Annotated in this window: 19 protein-coding genes; 14 read left to right on the top strand and 5 right to left on the bottom strand. The window is 63.0% G+C overall.

Annotated elements, in window-relative coordinates:
• The first annotated feature begins 139 nt into the window (after positions 1-139).
• Genes LB559_RS19675 through LB559_RS19685 form a run of 3 tightly spaced genes read left to right on the top strand, consistent with a single transcriptional unit; the run spans position 140 to position 3,614 of the window.
• On the top strand, positions 140-1,099 hold the full coding sequence (locus LB559_RS19675) for a TAXI family TRAP transporter solute-binding subunit (protein ID WP_224674779.1): 960 nt from the start codon (positions 140-142) through the stop codon (positions 1,097-1,099).
• A 14-nt stretch (positions 1,100-1,113) separates the two neighbouring features.
• Entirely contained in the window at positions 1,114-3,234 is a 2,121-nt protein-coding gene (locus LB559_RS19680; protein ID WP_224674780.1) for a TRAP transporter permease, read from the top strand.
• A complete protein-coding gene (locus LB559_RS19685) occupies positions 3,231-3,614 on the top strand; it encodes a DUF1850 domain-containing protein (RefSeq protein ID WP_224674781.1) in 384 nt (127 codons plus the stop codon). Before LB559_RS19680 ends, LB559_RS19685 begins: the two co-directional genes overlap by 4 nt.
• A gap of 15 nt (positions 3,615-3,629) precedes the next feature.
• Here the strand turns inward: LB559_RS19685 and LB559_RS19690 are convergent, their stop codons facing one another.
• Together LB559_RS19690 and LB559_RS19695 are read right to left on the bottom strand one after the other, a co-directional pair.
• On the bottom strand, positions 3,630-4,091 hold the full coding sequence (locus LB559_RS19690) for a DCC1-like thiol-disulfide oxidoreductase family protein (RefSeq protein WP_224674782.1): 462 nt from the start codon (positions 4,089-4,091) through the stop codon (positions 3,630-3,632).
• Positions 4,092-4,270: 179 nt separating this feature from the next.
• Positions 4,271-4,411: a hypothetical protein gene (locus LB559_RS19695; protein WP_224674783.1), complete on the bottom strand. Its 141-nt coding sequence runs from the start codon at positions 4,409-4,411 to the stop codon at positions 4,271-4,273.
• 377 nt (positions 4,412-4,788) lie between these two features.
• On the opposite strand from LB559_RS19695, the gene LB559_RS19700 reads away from it, so the two are divergent.
• Together LB559_RS19700 and ligD are read left to right on the top strand one after the other, a co-directional pair.
• Positions 4,789-5,658 carry a Ku protein gene (locus LB559_RS19700; RefSeq protein WP_224674784.1) on the top strand — a complete coding sequence of 290 codons (870 nt, stop codon included), beginning with the start codon at positions 4,789-4,791 and terminating at the stop codon, positions 5,656-5,658.
• A gap of 12 nt (positions 5,659-5,670) precedes the next feature.
• Positions 5,671-8,184 carry a DNA ligase D gene (gene ligD, locus LB559_RS19705; RefSeq protein ID WP_224674785.1) on the top strand — a complete coding sequence of 838 codons (2,514 nt, stop codon included), beginning with the start codon at positions 5,671-5,673 and terminating at the stop codon, positions 8,182-8,184.
• A 76-nt stretch (positions 8,185-8,260) separates the two neighbouring features.
• On the opposite strand, the gene LB559_RS19710 is transcribed toward ligD, so the two are convergent.
• Complete coding sequence (locus LB559_RS19710) at positions 8,261-8,935, bottom strand: ArsR/SmtB family transcription factor (RefSeq protein ID WP_063173462.1); 675 nt, start codon at positions 8,933-8,935, stop codon at positions 8,261-8,263.
• A gap of 68 nt (positions 8,936-9,003) precedes the next feature.
• On the opposite strand from LB559_RS19710, the gene LB559_RS19715 reads away from it, so the two are divergent.
• The 3 genes from LB559_RS19715 to LB559_RS19725 all read left to right on the top strand — a co-directional run bounded on the left by LB559_RS19715 (position 9,004) and on the right by LB559_RS19725 (position 9,956).
• Positions 9,004-9,219 (top strand): DUF1127 domain-containing protein, encoded by a 216-nt coding sequence (locus LB559_RS19715; protein WP_063169647.1) that lies wholly within the window; start codon positions 9,004-9,006, stop codon positions 9,217-9,219.
• 63 nt (positions 9,220-9,282) lie between these two features.
• Positions 9,283-9,615 carry an NIPSNAP family protein gene (locus LB559_RS19720; protein ID WP_013528650.1) on the top strand — a complete coding sequence of 111 codons (333 nt, stop codon included), beginning with the start codon at positions 9,283-9,285 and terminating at the stop codon, positions 9,613-9,615.
• Positions 9,612-9,956: an antibiotic biosynthesis monooxygenase family protein gene (locus LB559_RS19725; RefSeq protein ID WP_013528651.1), complete on the top strand. Its 345-nt coding sequence runs from the start codon at positions 9,612-9,614 to the stop codon at positions 9,954-9,956. Before LB559_RS19720 ends, LB559_RS19725 begins: the two co-directional genes overlap by 4 nt.
• 10 nt (positions 9,957-9,966) lie before the next feature.
• On the opposite strand, the gene mbfA is transcribed toward LB559_RS19725, so the two are convergent.
• Entirely contained in the window at positions 9,967-10,950 is a 984-nt protein-coding gene (mbfA, locus tag LB559_RS19730) for an iron exporter MbfA (RefSeq protein ID WP_013528652.1), read from the bottom strand.
• A 175-nt stretch (positions 10,951-11,125) separates the two neighbouring features.
• Between mbfA and LB559_RS19735 the strand changes: the two genes are divergently transcribed.
• The 3 genes from LB559_RS19735 (at position 11,126) to LB559_RS19745 (ending at position 13,420) form a co-directional block, all read left to right on the top strand.
• Positions 11,126-11,449: a hypothetical protein gene (locus LB559_RS19735; RefSeq protein ID WP_024502197.1), complete on the top strand. Its 324-nt coding sequence runs from the start codon at positions 11,126-11,128 to the stop codon at positions 11,447-11,449.
• Positions 11,450-11,745: 296 nt separating this feature from the next.
• Entirely contained in the window at positions 11,746-12,729 is a 984-nt protein-coding gene (locus LB559_RS19740; RefSeq protein ID WP_027161221.1) for a threonine/serine dehydratase, read from the top strand.
• 91 nt (positions 12,730-12,820) lie between these two features.
• Positions 12,821-13,420 carry a DNA-3-methyladenine glycosylase gene (locus LB559_RS19745; RefSeq protein WP_063173460.1) on the top strand — a complete coding sequence of 200 codons (600 nt, stop codon included), beginning with the start codon at positions 12,821-12,823 and terminating at the stop codon, positions 13,418-13,420.
• A gap of 43 nt (positions 13,421-13,463) precedes the next feature.
• On the opposite strand, the gene LB559_RS19750 is transcribed toward LB559_RS19745, so the two are convergent.
• A complete protein-coding gene (locus LB559_RS19750) occupies positions 13,464-14,066 on the bottom strand; it encodes an NADPH-dependent F420 reductase (RefSeq protein ID WP_224674786.1) in 603 nt (200 codons plus the stop codon).
• Between the two features lie 119 nt (positions 14,067-14,185).
• On the opposite strand from LB559_RS19750, the gene LB559_RS19755 reads away from it, so the two are divergent.
• The 3 genes from LB559_RS19755 (at position 14,186) to LB559_RS19765 (ending at position 15,897) form a co-directional block, all read left to right on the top strand.
• Positions 14,186-15,115 (top strand): LysR family transcriptional regulator, encoded by a 930-nt coding sequence (locus tag LB559_RS19755; protein ID WP_224674787.1) that lies wholly within the window; start codon positions 14,186-14,188, stop codon positions 15,113-15,115.
• Between the two features lie 139 nt (positions 15,116-15,254).
• Positions 15,255-15,536 carry a hypothetical protein gene (locus LB559_RS19760; RefSeq protein ID WP_063173459.1) on the top strand — a complete coding sequence of 94 codons (282 nt, stop codon included), beginning with the start codon at positions 15,255-15,257 and terminating at the stop codon, positions 15,534-15,536.
• Positions 15,526-15,897 (top strand): hypothetical protein, encoded by a 372-nt coding sequence (locus LB559_RS19765; protein WP_063173458.1) that lies wholly within the window; start codon positions 15,526-15,528, stop codon positions 15,895-15,897. Before LB559_RS19760 ends, LB559_RS19765 begins: the two co-directional genes overlap by 11 nt.
• Positions 15,898-16,369 lie beyond the last annotated feature (472 nt).

Raw genomic sequence — 16,369 nt, forward strand, 5'->3', positions numbered from 1 at the left:
AGCGGCCATCTGTGCATCCCGCACTCAACCATTCGTCTAACGCATGGGATTGCGGGTTGGCATTTCCATCTCGCTGTCTAAACTCGCTTCTGTTCGCGTCAGGGAGGTGATGCGGCTGCTATTTCAGGGAGGAAATCAGATGTTCCATTTCAGGACGAAACTTGTTGCGGCCGGCGCCGTGGCGCTGTCGCTTGGCCTAGGCGCTGTTTCCGCCAAGGCGCAGGAATTCATCAACGTGCTCACCGGCGGCACATCTGGCGTCTATTATCCGCTCGGCGTGGCACTGTCGGAAATCTACGGCAAGGGCATCGAAGGCGCCCGCACCCAGGTGCAGGCAACAAAGGCTTCGGTCGAAAACCTCAATCTGTTGCAGCAGGGCAAGGGCGAGATCGCGTTTGCGCTGGGCGATTCCGTCAAGCTGGCCGCCGAAGGCAATGCCGAGGCTGGTTTCCCCGGCAAGCTCGATAAGTTGCGCGGCATCGCAGCCATCTATCCCAACTACATCCAGATCGTCGCCAGCCAGGAGTCCGGCATCAAGACGCTGGCCGACCTCAAGGGCAAAAGCCTGTCGGTCGGCGCGCCGGCCTCCGGCACCGAGCTCAATGCCCGCGCCATCTTCGCCGCCGCCGGGTTGAAGTATGAGGATCTCGGCCGGGTCGAGTATCTGCCCTTCGCCGAATCGGTCGAGCTGATCAAGAACCGGCAGCTCGACGCCACGCTGCAATCGGCCGGGCTCGGCGTCGCCTCGATCCGCGACCTCGCCACCTCCGTGCCGATCAATGTTGTGGCGGTGCCGGCCGAGGACGTCGCCAAGATCGGCGCGCCCTATCTGTCGGTGGTCATTCCCAAGGGCACTTATGAAGGCCAAAGCGAGGATGTCGCCACCGCCGCCGTCGGCAATTTCCTCATCACCCGCGCCGATGTCTCCGACGAGACCGCCTACCAGATGACCAAGCTGATGTTCGACCATCTCGACCAACTGGCCGCGGCGCATGCCGCCGCCAAGGCGATCGACCCGGCCAAGGCGCTCGACGGCATGCCGGTGCCGCTGCACCCCGGTGCCGAGCGGTACTACAAGGAGAAGGGCTTGTTGAAGTAGGGCGGGTCCGTCGGATGACCGAAGCAACGTCTGGAACGTCAACCGACGGCAAATCCGCCACCTTCCATCTGCCTGCCGTCGAAGAACAGGTCGAAGGGCTGCCGCCGGGCTTCGGCGACGGCCTTGCGGGCAAAGCCGCCTTTCTCATCGCCGTCGCCTTTTCCGTGTTCCAGATCTATGTCGCCGCCTATGGCAGCATTCCGAGCCAGGTGGTGCGGGCCATGCATGTCGGCTTCCTGCTGCTGCTCGGCTTTGGCCTGATCGCCAATCTGCGCGCCAAGAGCATGCCGGCGAAAGCCGCGTTCTGGACGCTCGGGGCGCTCGGCTTCGGCACCGGCCTCTACAATTGGGTGTTCTACACCGATCTGATCCGCCGCTCCGGCTTCCTGACCACGCCGGACCTCATCGTCGGCGCGGTGCTGGTGGTGCTGGTCTTCGAGGCAGCGCGGCGGCTGATGGGCCTGCCGCTGGCGGTCATCGCTTTCATCTTCCTCGCCTACTGCTTTTTCGGCAGCCATTTGCCGCCGCCGCTCATCCATCGCGGCTATGATTTCGCCCAGCTCGTCGACACCTTCGCCTACGGCACCGAAGGCATCTACGGCACACCGATCTATGTCTCGGCTGCCTACATCTTCATCTTCGTCGTCTTTGCCGCCTTTCTCGAACGCGCCGGCATGATCGCGCTGTTCAACGATTTCGCGCTTGGCCTGGTCGGCTCGTGGCGCGGCGGCCCGGCGCAGGTCTGCGTGCTGTCCTCGGCGCTGATGGGCACCATTTCCGGCTCGGGTGTCGCCAATGTGGTGGCCAGCGGCCAGTTCACCATCCCGCTGATGAAGCGCTTCGGCTTCCGCTCGGCTTTTGCCGGCGCCGTCGAGGCGACCTCCTCGATGGGCGGCCAGATCATGCCGCCGGTAATGGGTGCGGTCGCCTTCATCATGGCCGAGACGCTGAACGTGCCTTATGCCGAAGTGGTCAAGGCGGCGATCATCCCGGCGCTGCTCTATTTCGGCGCCTGCTTCTGGCAGGTGCATCTGGAAGCCGGCAAGGCGGGCCTGCACGGCATGGCCAAGGCCGAGCTGCCCAATCCGTGGGACGCAGTGCGGCAACACTGGCCGCTGGTGCTGCCGCTGGCAGCGCTCATCTACCTGCTGTTTGCCGGCTATACGCCGATCTTCGCCGGCACGATGGGCCTGGCGTTGACCATCGTGCTCATCCTCGGCACGCCGCTGGCGGCAGCGATCGGGCCGCTGGCCTTCCGCATCGTGTTCTGGATCGCGCTCGGGCTTGCCGCCGCTTCGTTCATGAAGTTCGGCGTCAACCTCCTCGGCCTGGTGATCGCCGCATTGGTCGTCGCCTGCTTCACGTTCAAGGGCGGCCGCGAGACGTTGCAAATCTGTGTCGACTCGCTCGCCGAAGGCGCCAAGAACGCGCTGCCGGTCGGCATTGCCTGCGCCATTGTCGGCATCGTCATCGGCACGCTGACGCTGACCGGCATCGCCTCGACCTTCATCGGCTGGATCATCTCGATCGGCGAGGACAATTTGTTCCTGTCGCTGGTGCTGACCATGGTCACCTGCCTGGTGCTGGGCATGGGCATTCCGACCATTCCCAACTACATCATCACCTCGTCGCTGGCCGGGCCGGCGCTGCTCGAGCTTGGCGTGCCGCTGCTGGTCAGCCACATGTTCGTGTTTTATTTCGGCATCATGGCCGATTTGACGCCCCCGGTGGCGCTGGCGGCGTTCGCCGCCGCACCGATGGCCAGGGAAAGCGGCCTGAAGATCGGCATCCAGGCGACCAAGCTGGCCATTGCCGGCTTCGTCGTGCCGTTCATGGCTGTCTACACGCCGGCGCTGATGCTGCAGGACGCAGGTCCGATCGCCGCCCAGTTCGGCTATCCCGTCGAGGTCGCCTACATCGTCGCAAAAGCGTGCATGGGCATCGTGCTGTGGGGTGCCGCCGCCGTCGGTTTTCTGGTCACCCGCATGGCGTGGTGGGAGCGGCTCGTCGCCTTCGCGACCGGCGTGCTGCTGGTCGCCGCGGTGCCGCTCACCGACGAGGCCGGCTGGGTGCTGGCGCTGGCCTGGATCGGCTGGCACTGTTTTCGCGCGCGGCAGGCTTCAGTCAGAACATGAGCCTGTGCATCCTGGCCGCGGGCAAGACGGCAACGCTCTCCGTCGCCGCCTTCACGCTGTCCTGGACGCATTCGGTGGAACGGACGCGCTGGCAAGAAGACTGGAAGGTCACGTCCTCCAGCCTGCAGGTGGTCGAAGCCCGGATCGAGGGCTCGGGCGCCGGCATGGAGCCACCGGAAGGCGCGGTGCTGAAGGAGGGTTGGTGGAGCTATGCGCCTGATGTCGGCCCGCAGCGGCGCGTCGTGCTCGCCGCTTCAGGTGCAACCAGCGACGGCTGGACACTGTGCACGGTTCAGGGCTGCCGGGAATTGGGGAGGACGGCAGGCGGACCGATCGTGCTCGAGCCGTGCCGGCCGGATGGCACGAGCCAGCCGCGGTAGCGCATAGCCACACCCTCAGCCAAGGAACCGCTTGCGCAGCTCCGGAGAAGGAATGTCGCAAGCATCCTTCCTGCCGAACAGGGCGTAGCGGTTCCTGGCGATGCGATCATAGAGCCAACCACGCCGCGGGCGCGGCAACAGCAACAGTGCCTTGGCCGCCCGCCAAGGCCAGCCGAGTTCCGCCATGACGGCGACAAAACTGTCCAGCCGCGTGAAGGCGACGCCGTCGATCAGGACGAGATTGGTTTCGTAAGAGTCGGTGCGCAGTCCATGCTTCCGGAACAGCGCTTCACCGAAGGGCGACTGCGCGGTGGCGAAGCGGAAACGGCCTTGGCGGTCGAGCTTGACCACCATGCGCACGAAACCGGAGCAGAGCACGCAGACGCCATCGAAAACGATCAATGGATGGCGTGAGTCGAGAACTGTTTCGAAGGGACGAGTTGACTGGGGTCGAACTGGTTGAAGATGGTCCGTCACGCTGGCCTCGGCTGCTCGTGTCCTATGACACTAAGCCGGCCAGCGATGGTATCAAAGCCGTGGCGATGTCGCACGGCGCCTGTCGGCGAGAGCGGGACGCTCGGCGCGATAGGTGGTGGCGCGGGTAGAGGCGGCCGGCCTGCAGATCCGGCTGTTGTGGCGATTTTCGAAAGCCATGATCAGTGCGCGCCCAGCGAGTTGCCGCGACGGACGCAGGCCGGGCCGGGGCCGCGCATGTAATAGCGTTCGGGCCGGTAGGTCGGCGCGACGAATTCGCGGATGGCGGCGGCATAGCCGATGAGGTGCGCGAGGAAGTTCATTACCTTGTCCTTGTCCCGATTTTCGGATGTCCCTTCCGAATTGCGGTCATCATAGCGTCGAGGCGTGAATAGTCGGTGAACGTGATGTTAATATCTGGTCGAAAATGCCTTGCTTCGTGGCTGGAATGCGGCTGATTCGGGGTCTTTCCGTGCAGTTGGTTGGCATTCCGGCCAATGTGACTTTTGCATCACATATGTTTCGTTTGAATGTCGCCTGCGCGCGGTTCTGTTTCAACTTTTGCCGAGCCCGCGAAATTTCCGTGCTGGCGGCCAGAACCACTCAGGCGGCCCCTTGGCATCCAGATCGGCGCGGGAGCGCGGAACTGGAGCGCGATCTGTCCGTTCTCACCTTCATCTGGTTCTGAAGGGAAGATATCATGGCGCCGCGTCCGGCCTGGAGAGGCTATCTGAAGCTTTCGCTGGTCACCTGTGCCGTCGAACTGACCAATGTCGTCACCCATACGGAGCGGGTCTCGTTTCGCATTCTCAACCGCAAGACCGGCAACACGGTGAAGCGCCTCTATGTCGATGCCGAAACCGGCAAGCCGTTGGAGGAGGATGACGAGATCAAGGGTTATGAACTCGACGATGGCAATTTCATCCATATCGAGGAAGACGAGATCGAGGCGGTGCAGATCGAATCCTCGCACACGATGGCGCTCGACGGCTTCGTCGACAAAGCTTCGATCCAGCAGATCTATCTCGACACGCCCTACTATGTGGCGCCGGCCGACAAGGTGTCGGAAGAGGCGTTCGCCGTCATTCGCGATGCGATGGCGCGCAAGAAGATGGCCGGGCTGGCGCGTATCGTGCTCTACCGACGCGAACGGCCGGTGGTGATCGAACCGCTCGGCAAGGGCATGGTGCTGACGACGCTGCGCTACGACAACACGGTGCGGCAACCGGACACCGTCTTCGGCGACATCGAGCCCGTGAAGACCGATCAGGAGATGACCGATCTGGCCGAGTTGATCATCGACAAGAAGAAGACGAAGTTCGATCCCTCGAAATTCGACGACAAATACGAGGACGCGCTGCTGGAGCTGATCCGCGCCAAGAAGGCCGGCCACAAGGCGCCGAAGGCTAAGGCGGCGCCCAAACCTTCCAATGTCGTCAATCTGTTCGACGCGCTGAAGAAGAGCCTGTCGGACTCCGGGTCATCGAAAACATCTTCGTCGGCGAAGGCCAGGCCAGCGGCCAAACGCGCCAAGTCGAAAGCCAGCGCGCCCAAACGCAAATCGGCCTGAGGAACCCAACGAATGGCCAGCCTCGAACAATATCACTCCAAGCGCGATTTCAAGAAAACCGCCGAACCGGCCGGCAAGGTCGCCCGGACCAAGAAGGACGAGGCCGGCGGCATCTTCGTCATCCACAAGCATGCCGCGACGCGGTTGCATTACGACTTGCGGCTCGAGCATGATGGCGTGCTGTGGAGTTGGGCGGTGACGCGCGGCCCGAGCCTCGACCCGCATGAGAAGCGACTGGCTGTCCATGTCGAGGATCACCCGATCGACTATGCGCCGTTCGAAGGCACCATTCCCAAGGGCGAATATGGCGGCGGTTCGGTTATCGTTTGGGACGAGGGCACCTGGATTCCCGAGATCGACCCGGCGAAGGCGATGAAAAAGGGCCATATCAGCTTCGAGCTCAGGGGACACAAGCTGTATGGGGCATGGCATCTGGTGCGGCTGAAGCCGCGTGCGGGTGAAAAGCGCGACAACTGGCTGCTGATCAAGTCGGACGATGCCGCAGCGCGTCCCGGCGAGGACATCCTCAAGGAAGCGCCTGAATCGGTGAAATCGGGCCTGACCATCGAGGAGGTCGGCGAGGGCAAGACCGCGAAGGGCGAGAAGCCGAAAGTATGGCATTCCAACAAGCCGGCCGCCGTCAAGACAAAAGCCGGCAAACGCCTCGACTTTGTCGAGCCGCAGCTGGCCACGCTCGAGCGTGATGCGCCGCCGGGCAAGGACTGGCTGCATGAGGTGAAGTTCGACGGCTATCGCATGCAGGCGCAGATCGCCGGCACCGATGTGCGGCTGCTGACCCGCACCGGCCTCGACTGGACGAAGAAATTCGGCGGCGAGATCGTCGCGGAGTTGGCCGGGCTGAAGTGCAGCGACGCCATCCTCGATGGCGAGGTGGTGGTGTTGGCCGACAGTGGTGTTTCGTCCTTCGCGCTGCTGCAGCAAGACCTGTCGGCGAAGCGGACCAATCGTTTCATCTATTACGTGTTCGACCTGATGCGCCTCGATGGAAGGGATTTGCGGCGCGAGCCGCTGGTCGAGCGCAAGCAGGCCTTGCAGGAACTGCTCGGCGAACAGCCCGACAATGCGGCGGTCCGCTTCAGCGACCATTTCGCCGAACCCGGCAAGATCATGCTGGAGCATGCCTGCCGCATGGGCCTGGAAGGCGTCGTCTCCAAGCGTGCCGATGCACCCTACCGCAGCGGCCGCGGCCCGACCTGGGTCAAATCGAAATGCACGGCGCGGCAGGAATTCGTCATCGGCGGCTACCTGCCGTCGGACAAGACCGGGCGCGGACTGCGCTCGATCCTGGTCGGCTTCCACGAGGGCGGCAAGCTGCATTATGCCGGCCGGGTTGGGACTGGTTTTTCCGGCAAGGGCGCCAATGAGCTGAAGGCAAAACTCGATGCATTGACGGCAAAATCATCGCCCTTCTCCACCGCCGTGCCGAAGGGCAAGGGCCTGGTCTGGGTCAAGCCTGAACTTGTCGGCGAAGTGGAGTTTCGCAGCTGGACCTCGGACCGTATAATACGCCACGCCTCGTTCCAGGGGTTGCGCGAGGACAAGCCGGCGGAGGAAGTCGTGCAGGAAAAGCCCAAAGCGGCGACAGGCATGCCATCGACAGGCAAGAGCACGGCCAAGCCGGCATCAGGCGGCAAAGCCGCCGGGTCGATGACGACCACGGTCAAACTCTCGCATCCCGACAAGCTGCTGTGGCCGGACGAAAACATATCCAAGCAGGGCCTGCTCGACCATTACGCACAGGTTTGGCCGCGCATGGAACAGTTCGTGGTCAACCGGCCGCTCAGCCTGGTGCGGGCGCCGGACGGTGTCGGCGGCCAGCGTTTCTTCCAGAAGCATGCCTCGGCTGGCATGAGCGACAAGATCGCGCGCATGAAGGACCCGACCGACGGCGAGGAAATCCTGTTCATCCGGGATTTCGATGGTGTTGCCGCACTGGTCCAGTATGGCGTGGTCGAGATCCACATCTGGGGGTGCACGATCGATGAGATCGAGAAGCCCGACCAGATCATCTTCGATCTCGATCCCGATGAAGGTGTCGATGTGAAGGCGGTCCGCGAGGCGGCACTCGATATCCGGGGCAAGCTCGACGAGCTGTCGCTGCCGAATTTCGTCAAGACCTCGGGCGGCAAGGGCTATCACGTGCTGGTGCCGCTGAAACCGGCGGCGGATTGGGATGCGGTGAAGGGCTTCGCCCATGACTTTGCCCGCGCGTTGGAGCAGGGTGCCCCCGATCGCTACACGGCGACGCTGTCGAAAAAAGCGCGCACGGGAAAGATCTTCGTCGATTATCTGCGCAACGGCAGGGGCTCGACGACGGTCGCGCCCTATTCCTCGCGCGCCAAGAAGGGCGCCACCGTGTCGATGCCGGTGACCTGGCCAGAGATCGAGGCCGGCTTGCCGCCGAACGCTTTCCCGATCGGCGACAAGACGACGCTGAAGCAGCTGGCGAAAGCCGATCCGTGGAGGGAATTTTTCAAGCAGGGGAAGGCGTTGAAGCGGGGGTAGTTCGCGCAATTTGCCAGCGCAGCGATCCTTCGCGCCCCCGCTGGCCCGCCAGCGTGACGAAATCAGCGTCGGCTCCTCAGCTCAGAAACACCTTCTCGAAAGCCTGCTTGCCCGGCAGCGAGAAAATCACCGCGCGGCTGTCCTTCTCGCGGCGCGCCCATTTCTCGGCAAGGATCTTGTCGAGGATGGCGGCGCCCAGCGTGCCGGCGAGGTGCGAACGGCGCACGCTCCAGTCGAGGCAGGCGCGGCATACCGGCCGGCGCGGCTTGGTGTAGACGTCGATGCCGATCGCGGCGAAATGCGAAGCCGCCGATGGCCCGAGCCTGATCTCTTGTTCGTCGCGGACCAGTACGTTCTTGGCGACGAGCCGGTCGAGCATCGCCACTGCCTGCTCGCCGGCGAGGTGATCGTAGCAGACGCGCGCCACGCGCATCGCTGCATCGCGCGGACCCGGCCGCACACGCTTTGGACCGACGGCTTCCGCGACGCCTGTGATGGCTTCGATCATGCCCGCCACCTGCGGTCCGGCGAGGCCGTAATAGCGATGCCGGCCCTGGCTCGCCACCGTGAGCAGCCCACCTTCCATCAGTTTGCCCAGGTGCGAGCTGGCGGTCGGCAGCGAGACGCCGGCCTCGAGCGCCAGCTCGCTTGCTGTCAGCGCCGTGCCGCCCATCAGGGCATTTAGCATGTTTGCCCGTGCCGGGTCGCCGACCAGGCTGGCGATGCCGGCGATGTCGGGTCCTTCGCGCATAGTTCGTTCCTCATCGAAGCGTTCTTGTCAGATAATCACTATTCTCCGGTGAGATCAAGGAGACGACGATGGCCGCACGAACCGCTTTCCCCTCAGCCCCGCTCCACAGCCGTCGGTTCTTCCCGTTCGTCAGCTGGTTGCGTTCGCGGCTGCTGGCCCGCTGGTATGACCGCCATCTGCAGCGTCTCGATCTTGCCGAGATCGACGACCATCAGCTGCGCGACCTTGGCCTGACGCGGCAAGACGTGCGCCGCGAATGCGCGAAGTCCTTCTGGCAGCCCTAGCAGACCAGTCGGCACGACGTTTCGATGCCGTTCAAACTATCGACGCAAGCCGAGGAGACCACAATGACCATCACCTGCTTCATCCGCTACGAGATCGACCCGTTCGGCAAGGCGGCCTTCGAGGAGTATGCGCGCAACTGGGGTCAGGCCATTCCGCGCTGCGGCGCCGATCTGATCGGCTATTACGCGCCGCATGAGGGCTCGGCGACGACCGCCTATGCGGCCTATAACATCGAAAGCCTGGCCGCCTACGAAGCCTATCGCGCCCGGCTTGCCGCCGATCCCGCCGGCAAGGCAAACTACGAGTTCGCCAAACGCGAGAGATTCATCCTGAAGGAGGATCGCATGTTCCTGAAACTGGCCTCAGGCCCGCACGCGAAACTGGTGCTGCCGTGATTGCCGTCATCTTCGAGGTCGAGCCGGCGGAGGGTCGGCGCGATGCCTATCTGAGCATCGCCGCGGACCTGCGTCCGCTGCTCGACGGCATTGACGGCTTTCTCTCCATCGAGCGTTTTCAGAGTCTGGCCGATCCGAACCGCATCCTGTCGCTGTCGTTCTGGCGAGATGAGGAAGCCGTGAAGGACTGGCGCAACACCGAGGAACACCGGCAGGCGCAGAAGGCCGGTCGCGGCGGCATCTTTGCCGGCTACCGATTGCGCATCGCCCACGTCGTGAGGGACTATGGGCTGACGGAGAGGGACGAGGCGCCGGCCGACAGTCGGGCGGTGAATGGGTGAGTGAGGCTACTCACGCATTCCCGATCAGCACGCCGGCCGCGAACACCAGGGCGCCGCCCAGCACCACCTGGAAGGCGGCGCGCAGGAAGGGCGTCTGCATGTAGCGGTTCTGGACAAAAGCGATCGCCCACAATTCGAAGAACACCACCACCGCGGCAACCCCGGTCGCCGTCCAGAAATGCGGAATGAGATAGGGGAGTGCATGCCCGAGACCGCCCAGCGTCGTCATGATGCCGACGGTCAGACCGCGCTTGAGCGGCGAGCCGCGGCCCGACAGCTTGCCGTCGTCTGAAGCGACTTCGGTGAAGCCCATCGAAATGCCGGCGCCGATCGAGGCGGCAAGCCCGACCAGCAGCGTCTGCCAGGTGTCATGCGTGGCAAAGGCGGCAGCAAAGATCGGCGCCAGTGTGGACACCGATCCGTCCATCAGCCCGGCCAGCCCTGGTTGCACATAGGTGAGGATGAACTGGCGCTGCTCGGCGGCGGTCTCTTCGTCCTTCACTTCGCCCGGCACATGTTTCTGCTCCAGCCGCTGCGCCAGTGTCTCATGGCCCAGTTCGGCCACCGCCAGATCGTCGAGCAGTTTTCGCGTCGAGGCATCCGCCGTGCGCTTGGCAGCCTCGACATAGAAAAGGTAGGCTTGCCGCTCCATCGCCTCGGCCTGGCTGCGCACGTGCTCGATGCCGAGCGGCCGGACCAGCCAGTCGGGCTTGCGCTCGTAATAGCCCTTCACATGTTCGCGCCGGATCAGCGGAATGCGCTCGCCGAAACGCTTGCGGAAAAGCTCGATCAGCGAATCGCGATGGCCATCCTCTTCCTCGGCCATCTCCTCGAACACTTTTGCCGATTGGGGGAAGTTTTCCGTCAGGCCGTCGGCATAAGCCCGATAGATGCGACCGTCATCCTCCTCGGACGAAATGGCCAGCGCCAGGATCTCCTGTTCGGAAAGCGATTCGAAGGGGCGGCGGCCGAAGCCGAAAACACGGGAAAGCATGAGGAATTCACCCTAGTTTAGAATTATTCTAAACTAGGGCTCAAAGTGCCTCCGGTCAATTGCGCGCTTGGGTCGCGGTCAAGAATTGTTGAAGCGCGCATGCCGGGCCGACCCCTTCATTATCAGTGAATGTTCACCTATATAATTCAACCCAGCCAGAACAAGGAACCCGCAGATGACGGCAAAACAGCCTCCGCATCCCTATGACCCAAAGCCCGTTCTCGATCTCATCGCCAGCATCGAAGCCGATCTGCAGCGCCTGAAAGGCCTGGTCGAGCAGCAGGTCGAGAAATTCGACCCCGCCAATCCGCACAACAAGGCGCCGGACGGCAAACTGACCGAGGAAGGCGTCGAGTGCTGCTACCGCATGTTCGACGAGGGCAAGTCGCGCTATTCGGTCGCCCAGCAGATGAAGATATCCTTTGCCGCCGCCAGCCACCGCTTCAACAACTGGCGCAAGCTGGGTGGGAGCAAGAGGCAGAGGACGCTGTTGGGGTGAACTCGTGGGACGGCGGCGGGAAGGCGCCCCCCCTCTGTCCTACCGGACATCTCCCCCACGAGGGGGAGATTGGCAGCTTCATTAGGTGTGCCCCTTCTTCAACGTTGGAAATTGGCGAAAGCGGATACCCAGCCGATCTCCCCACCCATGGGGAGATGTCCGGCAGGCCGGAGGGAGGCGTGCAGCCGAGGCGTTGGCGACCGCCTCGCTAAACCTTGTAACGGTCACATTTTTCCCATGGTGCGCCACCTCCCTTTGCGGGCATCATGGAAAGACCCCTGTCCACTGGACCTCACATGACCGCCACCACCCCTCCCGGCATCGCCGACATCCACGCCGCCGCCGCGCGTCTCGCCGGCCTGATCGTCGAAACCCCGTTGATCGAATCGCAGGAGCTGAACAAGCGCTTCGGCGGCCGCATCCTGTTCAAGCCGGAGACGCTGCAGCGTACCGGCTCGTTCAAGTTCCGTGGTGCCTACAACAAGCTGTCGTCGCTGAGCGACGAAGAACGCAGCCAGGGCGTCGTCGCCTTCTCGTCGGGCAATCATGCGCAGGGTGTCGCCGCTTCGGCCGCGATGTTCGGCGTCAAGGCGGTCATCGCCATGCCTTCAGACGCGCCGGCGATGAAGATCGCTAACGTCCGCAAGATGGGGGCGGAGGTGGTGCCGTTCGACCGCTTTCGCGACGACCGCATGAGCGTGGTTCGCCCTTACGTGGAAAGAGGCATGGTGCTGGTGCCACCCTTCGACGACCCGGCCATCATTGCGGGCCAAGGCACGATCGGCCTCGAATTGATGCGCCAGGCAAAAGCGCTTGGCGTCGACCTCGACGCGGTCGTCATTCCCTGCGGCGGCGGCGGCCTGACCAGCGGCATTTCGGTTGCCGTCAAGGACGCCTCGCCCAACACTGCGGTCTGGGCGGTGGAGCCCGAGCATTTCGACGACACCCGCCGGTCGCTGGCCGCCGGCGCCAGGGTGTCGAACGAACCCGGCCACGCGTCGATCTGCGACGCGATCCTGACCGCGGAGCCCGGCCTGATCACCTTCGAGATCAACCGCAGGAACCTGGCAGGCGGCATCGCCGTCTCCGACAAGGCGACGGCACAGGCGATGCGCGACGCCATGGCCTATCTCAAGCTGGTGGTCGAGCCCGGCGGCTGCGTGGCGTTGGCGGCGCTGTCGTCGGGCGAGATCGAACTGTCCGGCAAATGCGTTGCCGTGGTGCTGTCCGGCGGCAATGTCGATTTCGGCACTTATGCCGGGATCATGGCGGCGGCTTGAGACGAGATGTCCAAGGGGTCCGACATGGATCTGAGGCAGGTTTCGCCTTGGATCACTCCTCGCCCGCCTCCAAATCGTCGGCGGGCTGAACATGGTCATCTACCGCCCGCTCACGCGTTCTGAGCTGCCCGACGATACAGCATCCCTTGCCCGCACTCTCATCGGCAAGATCGTGGTGCGCGAACTGCCCGAAGGCATCGCCAGCGGCCGCATCGTCGAGACCGAGGCCTATGTGACCGGTGACGCCGCCGGGCACGGCTATCGGGGGATGACCCCGCGCAACCGTTCGCTGTTTCTCGACGCTGGGCACGCCTATGTCTATCTCGCCTACGGCATCTCCTACATGCTCAACGTCTCGAGCGAGATGGCAGGGGTCGGAACCGGCGTGCTCATCAGGGCGCTCGAACCGCTCGAAGGCATTGCGCTCATGCGGCTCAATCGCGGCATCGAGCGCTTGCGCGACCTTGCGCGAGGACCGGGAAGGCTAGCCCAGGCACTGCGGATCGATCGTTCGCTCGACGGGCTCGATCTTTGCCGCAAAGGCCCGCTATGGCTGGCACGCGATGATCATGAACCCGACGAAATAGGGGAAAGCGTCAGGATCGGTATTTCGAAAGATGCGGACCGCCTGCTGCGATTCCATGTCAGAAAGAGCCCGTTCGTCAGCGGCCCAGCTTCGCTGAACGGCTAAACGACGGGCTGGTCGCCAGCAAGAGGACGCCAGCCTGGGTGCATTATTCGAAGCGAACGAGATTGAGGACCGGCAACGGACCGCCCGGAAATTGGACGAGGCGAGCGCCGAGCGCCAGCGGTCCGAGATCTATGCCATGGAAGCCAAGCCTGCCGATCAGCGCGCCGATTTCAGCCTTGGCCTGCGCGTCGTCACCCGAATAGAACAGCACGCGCTTGCCGCCTTCCGCCGCCGGGTCGTCGGCCAACAGCTGTGCCAGCAAATGGTTGAACGCCTTCACCACCCTGGCGCCAGGCACGAGATCGGTAAACACCTCACTTGAGAAACGGCCGCCGAGATCGACCGGCCTGAACAGCGGCGCCTCGATCGAGTTGTTGGCGTCGATGACGATGCGCCCGTTCCAGTCGGGCAGGCCGGCAAGTGCTCCCGAAAGCTTCGACCAGTTGACCGCGACAAGCACAATGTCCTTGGCCGCCGCCTCTTGCAGTGTGCCGGCCTTGATCGAGGGGCCGATTGACGTAACGAGTTCCGCCAGTGTCTCCGGGCCGCGGCTGTTGGCGATGGTGGCCTCGATGCCGTTCCTGGCCAGCGTTCGGGCGAATGCCTGGCCGATATTGCCGGCGCCGATGATGCCGATGCTGTTCATGATCTTCACTCCGTTGGTTCGTGTGGAGTGGATATCGCCCTTTTATTGGCCTAGGATTAGCCGGTATTTGCTTGTCTTATTCTCAAACATCAGTTGAAGATTGTTCGTTACGGAGAACGATGGAGACGCTCGCCAACCTCGAATCCTTCGTTCGCAGTGCGGAAGCCGGCGGCTTTTCCGCCGCCGCGCGGCTGCTCGGGCTGACACCTGCCGCCGTCAGCCGCAACGTTGCCATGCTGGAGCGCAATCTCGGCCTGCGCCTGTTCCATCGCTCGACGCGCAAACTCGCGCTGACCGAAGCCGGCGAGCGTCTTCTGCACGACATTGGCGGCAATCTCGAAGCGCTGCAGGACGCCATTGCGGCAACGTCCAGTGGCGGCAGCGAACCAGCCGGCGTGCTCAAGCTCAGCCTGTCGCCGACGTTTGGCATCGCCTATTGCCTGCCTCTGCTGCCGGCATTTCTCATGCGCTATCCGCTCATCCGCCCGGAATGGCATTTCGAGAACCGACCGGTGGACCTCGTGGCCGAGGGCTATGATGCGGCAATCGGCGGTGGCTTCGACCTCTCGCCGGGCGTCGTATCGCGGTCGCTGGCGCCGGTCCACGTCATCGCCGTCGCCTCGCCCGCCTATATGGCAGCGCAGACGCCTCCGACCGATCCTTCCGGCCTTGCCGCCTTCGATGGCATTCTCATGCGCTCGCTCAGTACCGGCCGCATCCGTCACTGGACGATGCGGGATGCCGCAGGCAATGAGATGGCGGGCTCACCGCGCGAGACCATTGTCGTCAACGATCCGGCCGCCATGCGGCAAGCCGCCCTGCTGGGGCTTGGTGTCACCATGATCGCGGTGCCGGACGCACTGCAGCATCTTGAAAATGGTAACCTCGTCCGGGTGCTGCCCCGCTGGTATGCCGATGCCGGCGCGCTCTCGATCTACTTCGCCAGCCGCAGGCTGCTGCCCGGGAAAACCCGCGTCTTCATCGATTTCGTCGTCGACGCTTTCCGACGCGAACACTTTGCCGAGCGCTTCGCCGGCAGCCTCGGGTGAGGCTCGAGGGAAGCCAGCGGACACCCGCTTCGCCTTGGGACGACGACGCCACGAGGGGATTAGATAGTTGACAGACCCTAGGCTAGGCAGGAGGCCGGTGATGTGAGTCGCGCACAGATTTCATTGTGTAAGGAAGCATATGCCGGATACCGAAGGAAAGATGTCGCCAGAAGAGCAAAAGAAGGCGATAGACTGGCTAAACAGAAAAGCTCCGAACATGGTGTGCCCGGCATGCAAGCATTCTTCGTTTGCCATTGTCGAGCATATTTTGACCCCTCAGATTCACTATGGCGGGAGCATCATCATGGGCGGTCCGAATTATCCGCAATTCATGGTCGTCTGCAACAATTGCAGTCACATGCTCACCTTCAGTGCCATCGCGTCCGGTGTCATACCAAAGGACCCGTCCGATGGAAAATGAGGTGCAAATTACTCAGACGACAACTTACACAGAAAGACCCGCAGAGCCGATCCGGCTTGTCATGGGGTCTCGCGAAATGAGGTGCTACACCGTCACCGATAGCGAACTGAAGCAGCTAGGGCTTGCGAACCTGGCTATCTCCGGAACGTTTGGGATTGGATCGGCGTTTTTCGCCTTTGGTCTCGATGTCTACAAAGACACGGAGATGGCGGCGCAAATCCCAGCGGCAGCCCAAGCTATGGTCGGCGTAGTGCAGCCCATTTGCCTCTATATCGGTATCGCTCTTTGGATAGCCTCCGGAGCGCTGCTTTATTGGCGGCACGGGATGCTCGACATCATAAAAAAGGAATCGAAGTCCTAGGCGCTACCCAGCCAGCCGTAGGGGGATTGGCCCGCTAAAGCACGCGCATGTGTTTCCTTAGCCCCGTTTGTGCCGTGTTTGCCTGTGAAAACCGGGTACGGCGACGCCTTAGGGTCGTCGGGCACCTACGAATCACCTAATGTTTGGTTTGGCCTACTCCAGACCGGCCACAGGACCCGCCCTGATAACCGGCGGGGCGCGATCCTGCGTACCTGGTCAACCGGGGGTTATCCCGGCGGAGGACAAGAACATGGTAGCATGTTCATGGCCGAAGGCTGTACACGTCGTATTTTACTGGCGTGTACGGTTCGGACGATTGGAATTCGTCCGAGAGCATTGTCGGTCCTACCCGACGGTGTAATTAGTAAGAGACTTCAACTCCAAGCCCCGCTTCGGCGGGGTCTTTTTTTAACAAGCGAATCTTGGCCGTATTCGACCGCTTTTGCAATCGTTTCGTCACCGTTCCGGTGCA

This window comes from Mesorhizobium sp. BR1-1-3, from assembly GCF_020165455.1.
In the GTDB taxonomy this organism is placed as follows: domain Bacteria; phylum Pseudomonadota; class Alphaproteobacteria; order Rhizobiales; family Rhizobiaceae; genus Mesorhizobium; species Mesorhizobium ciceri.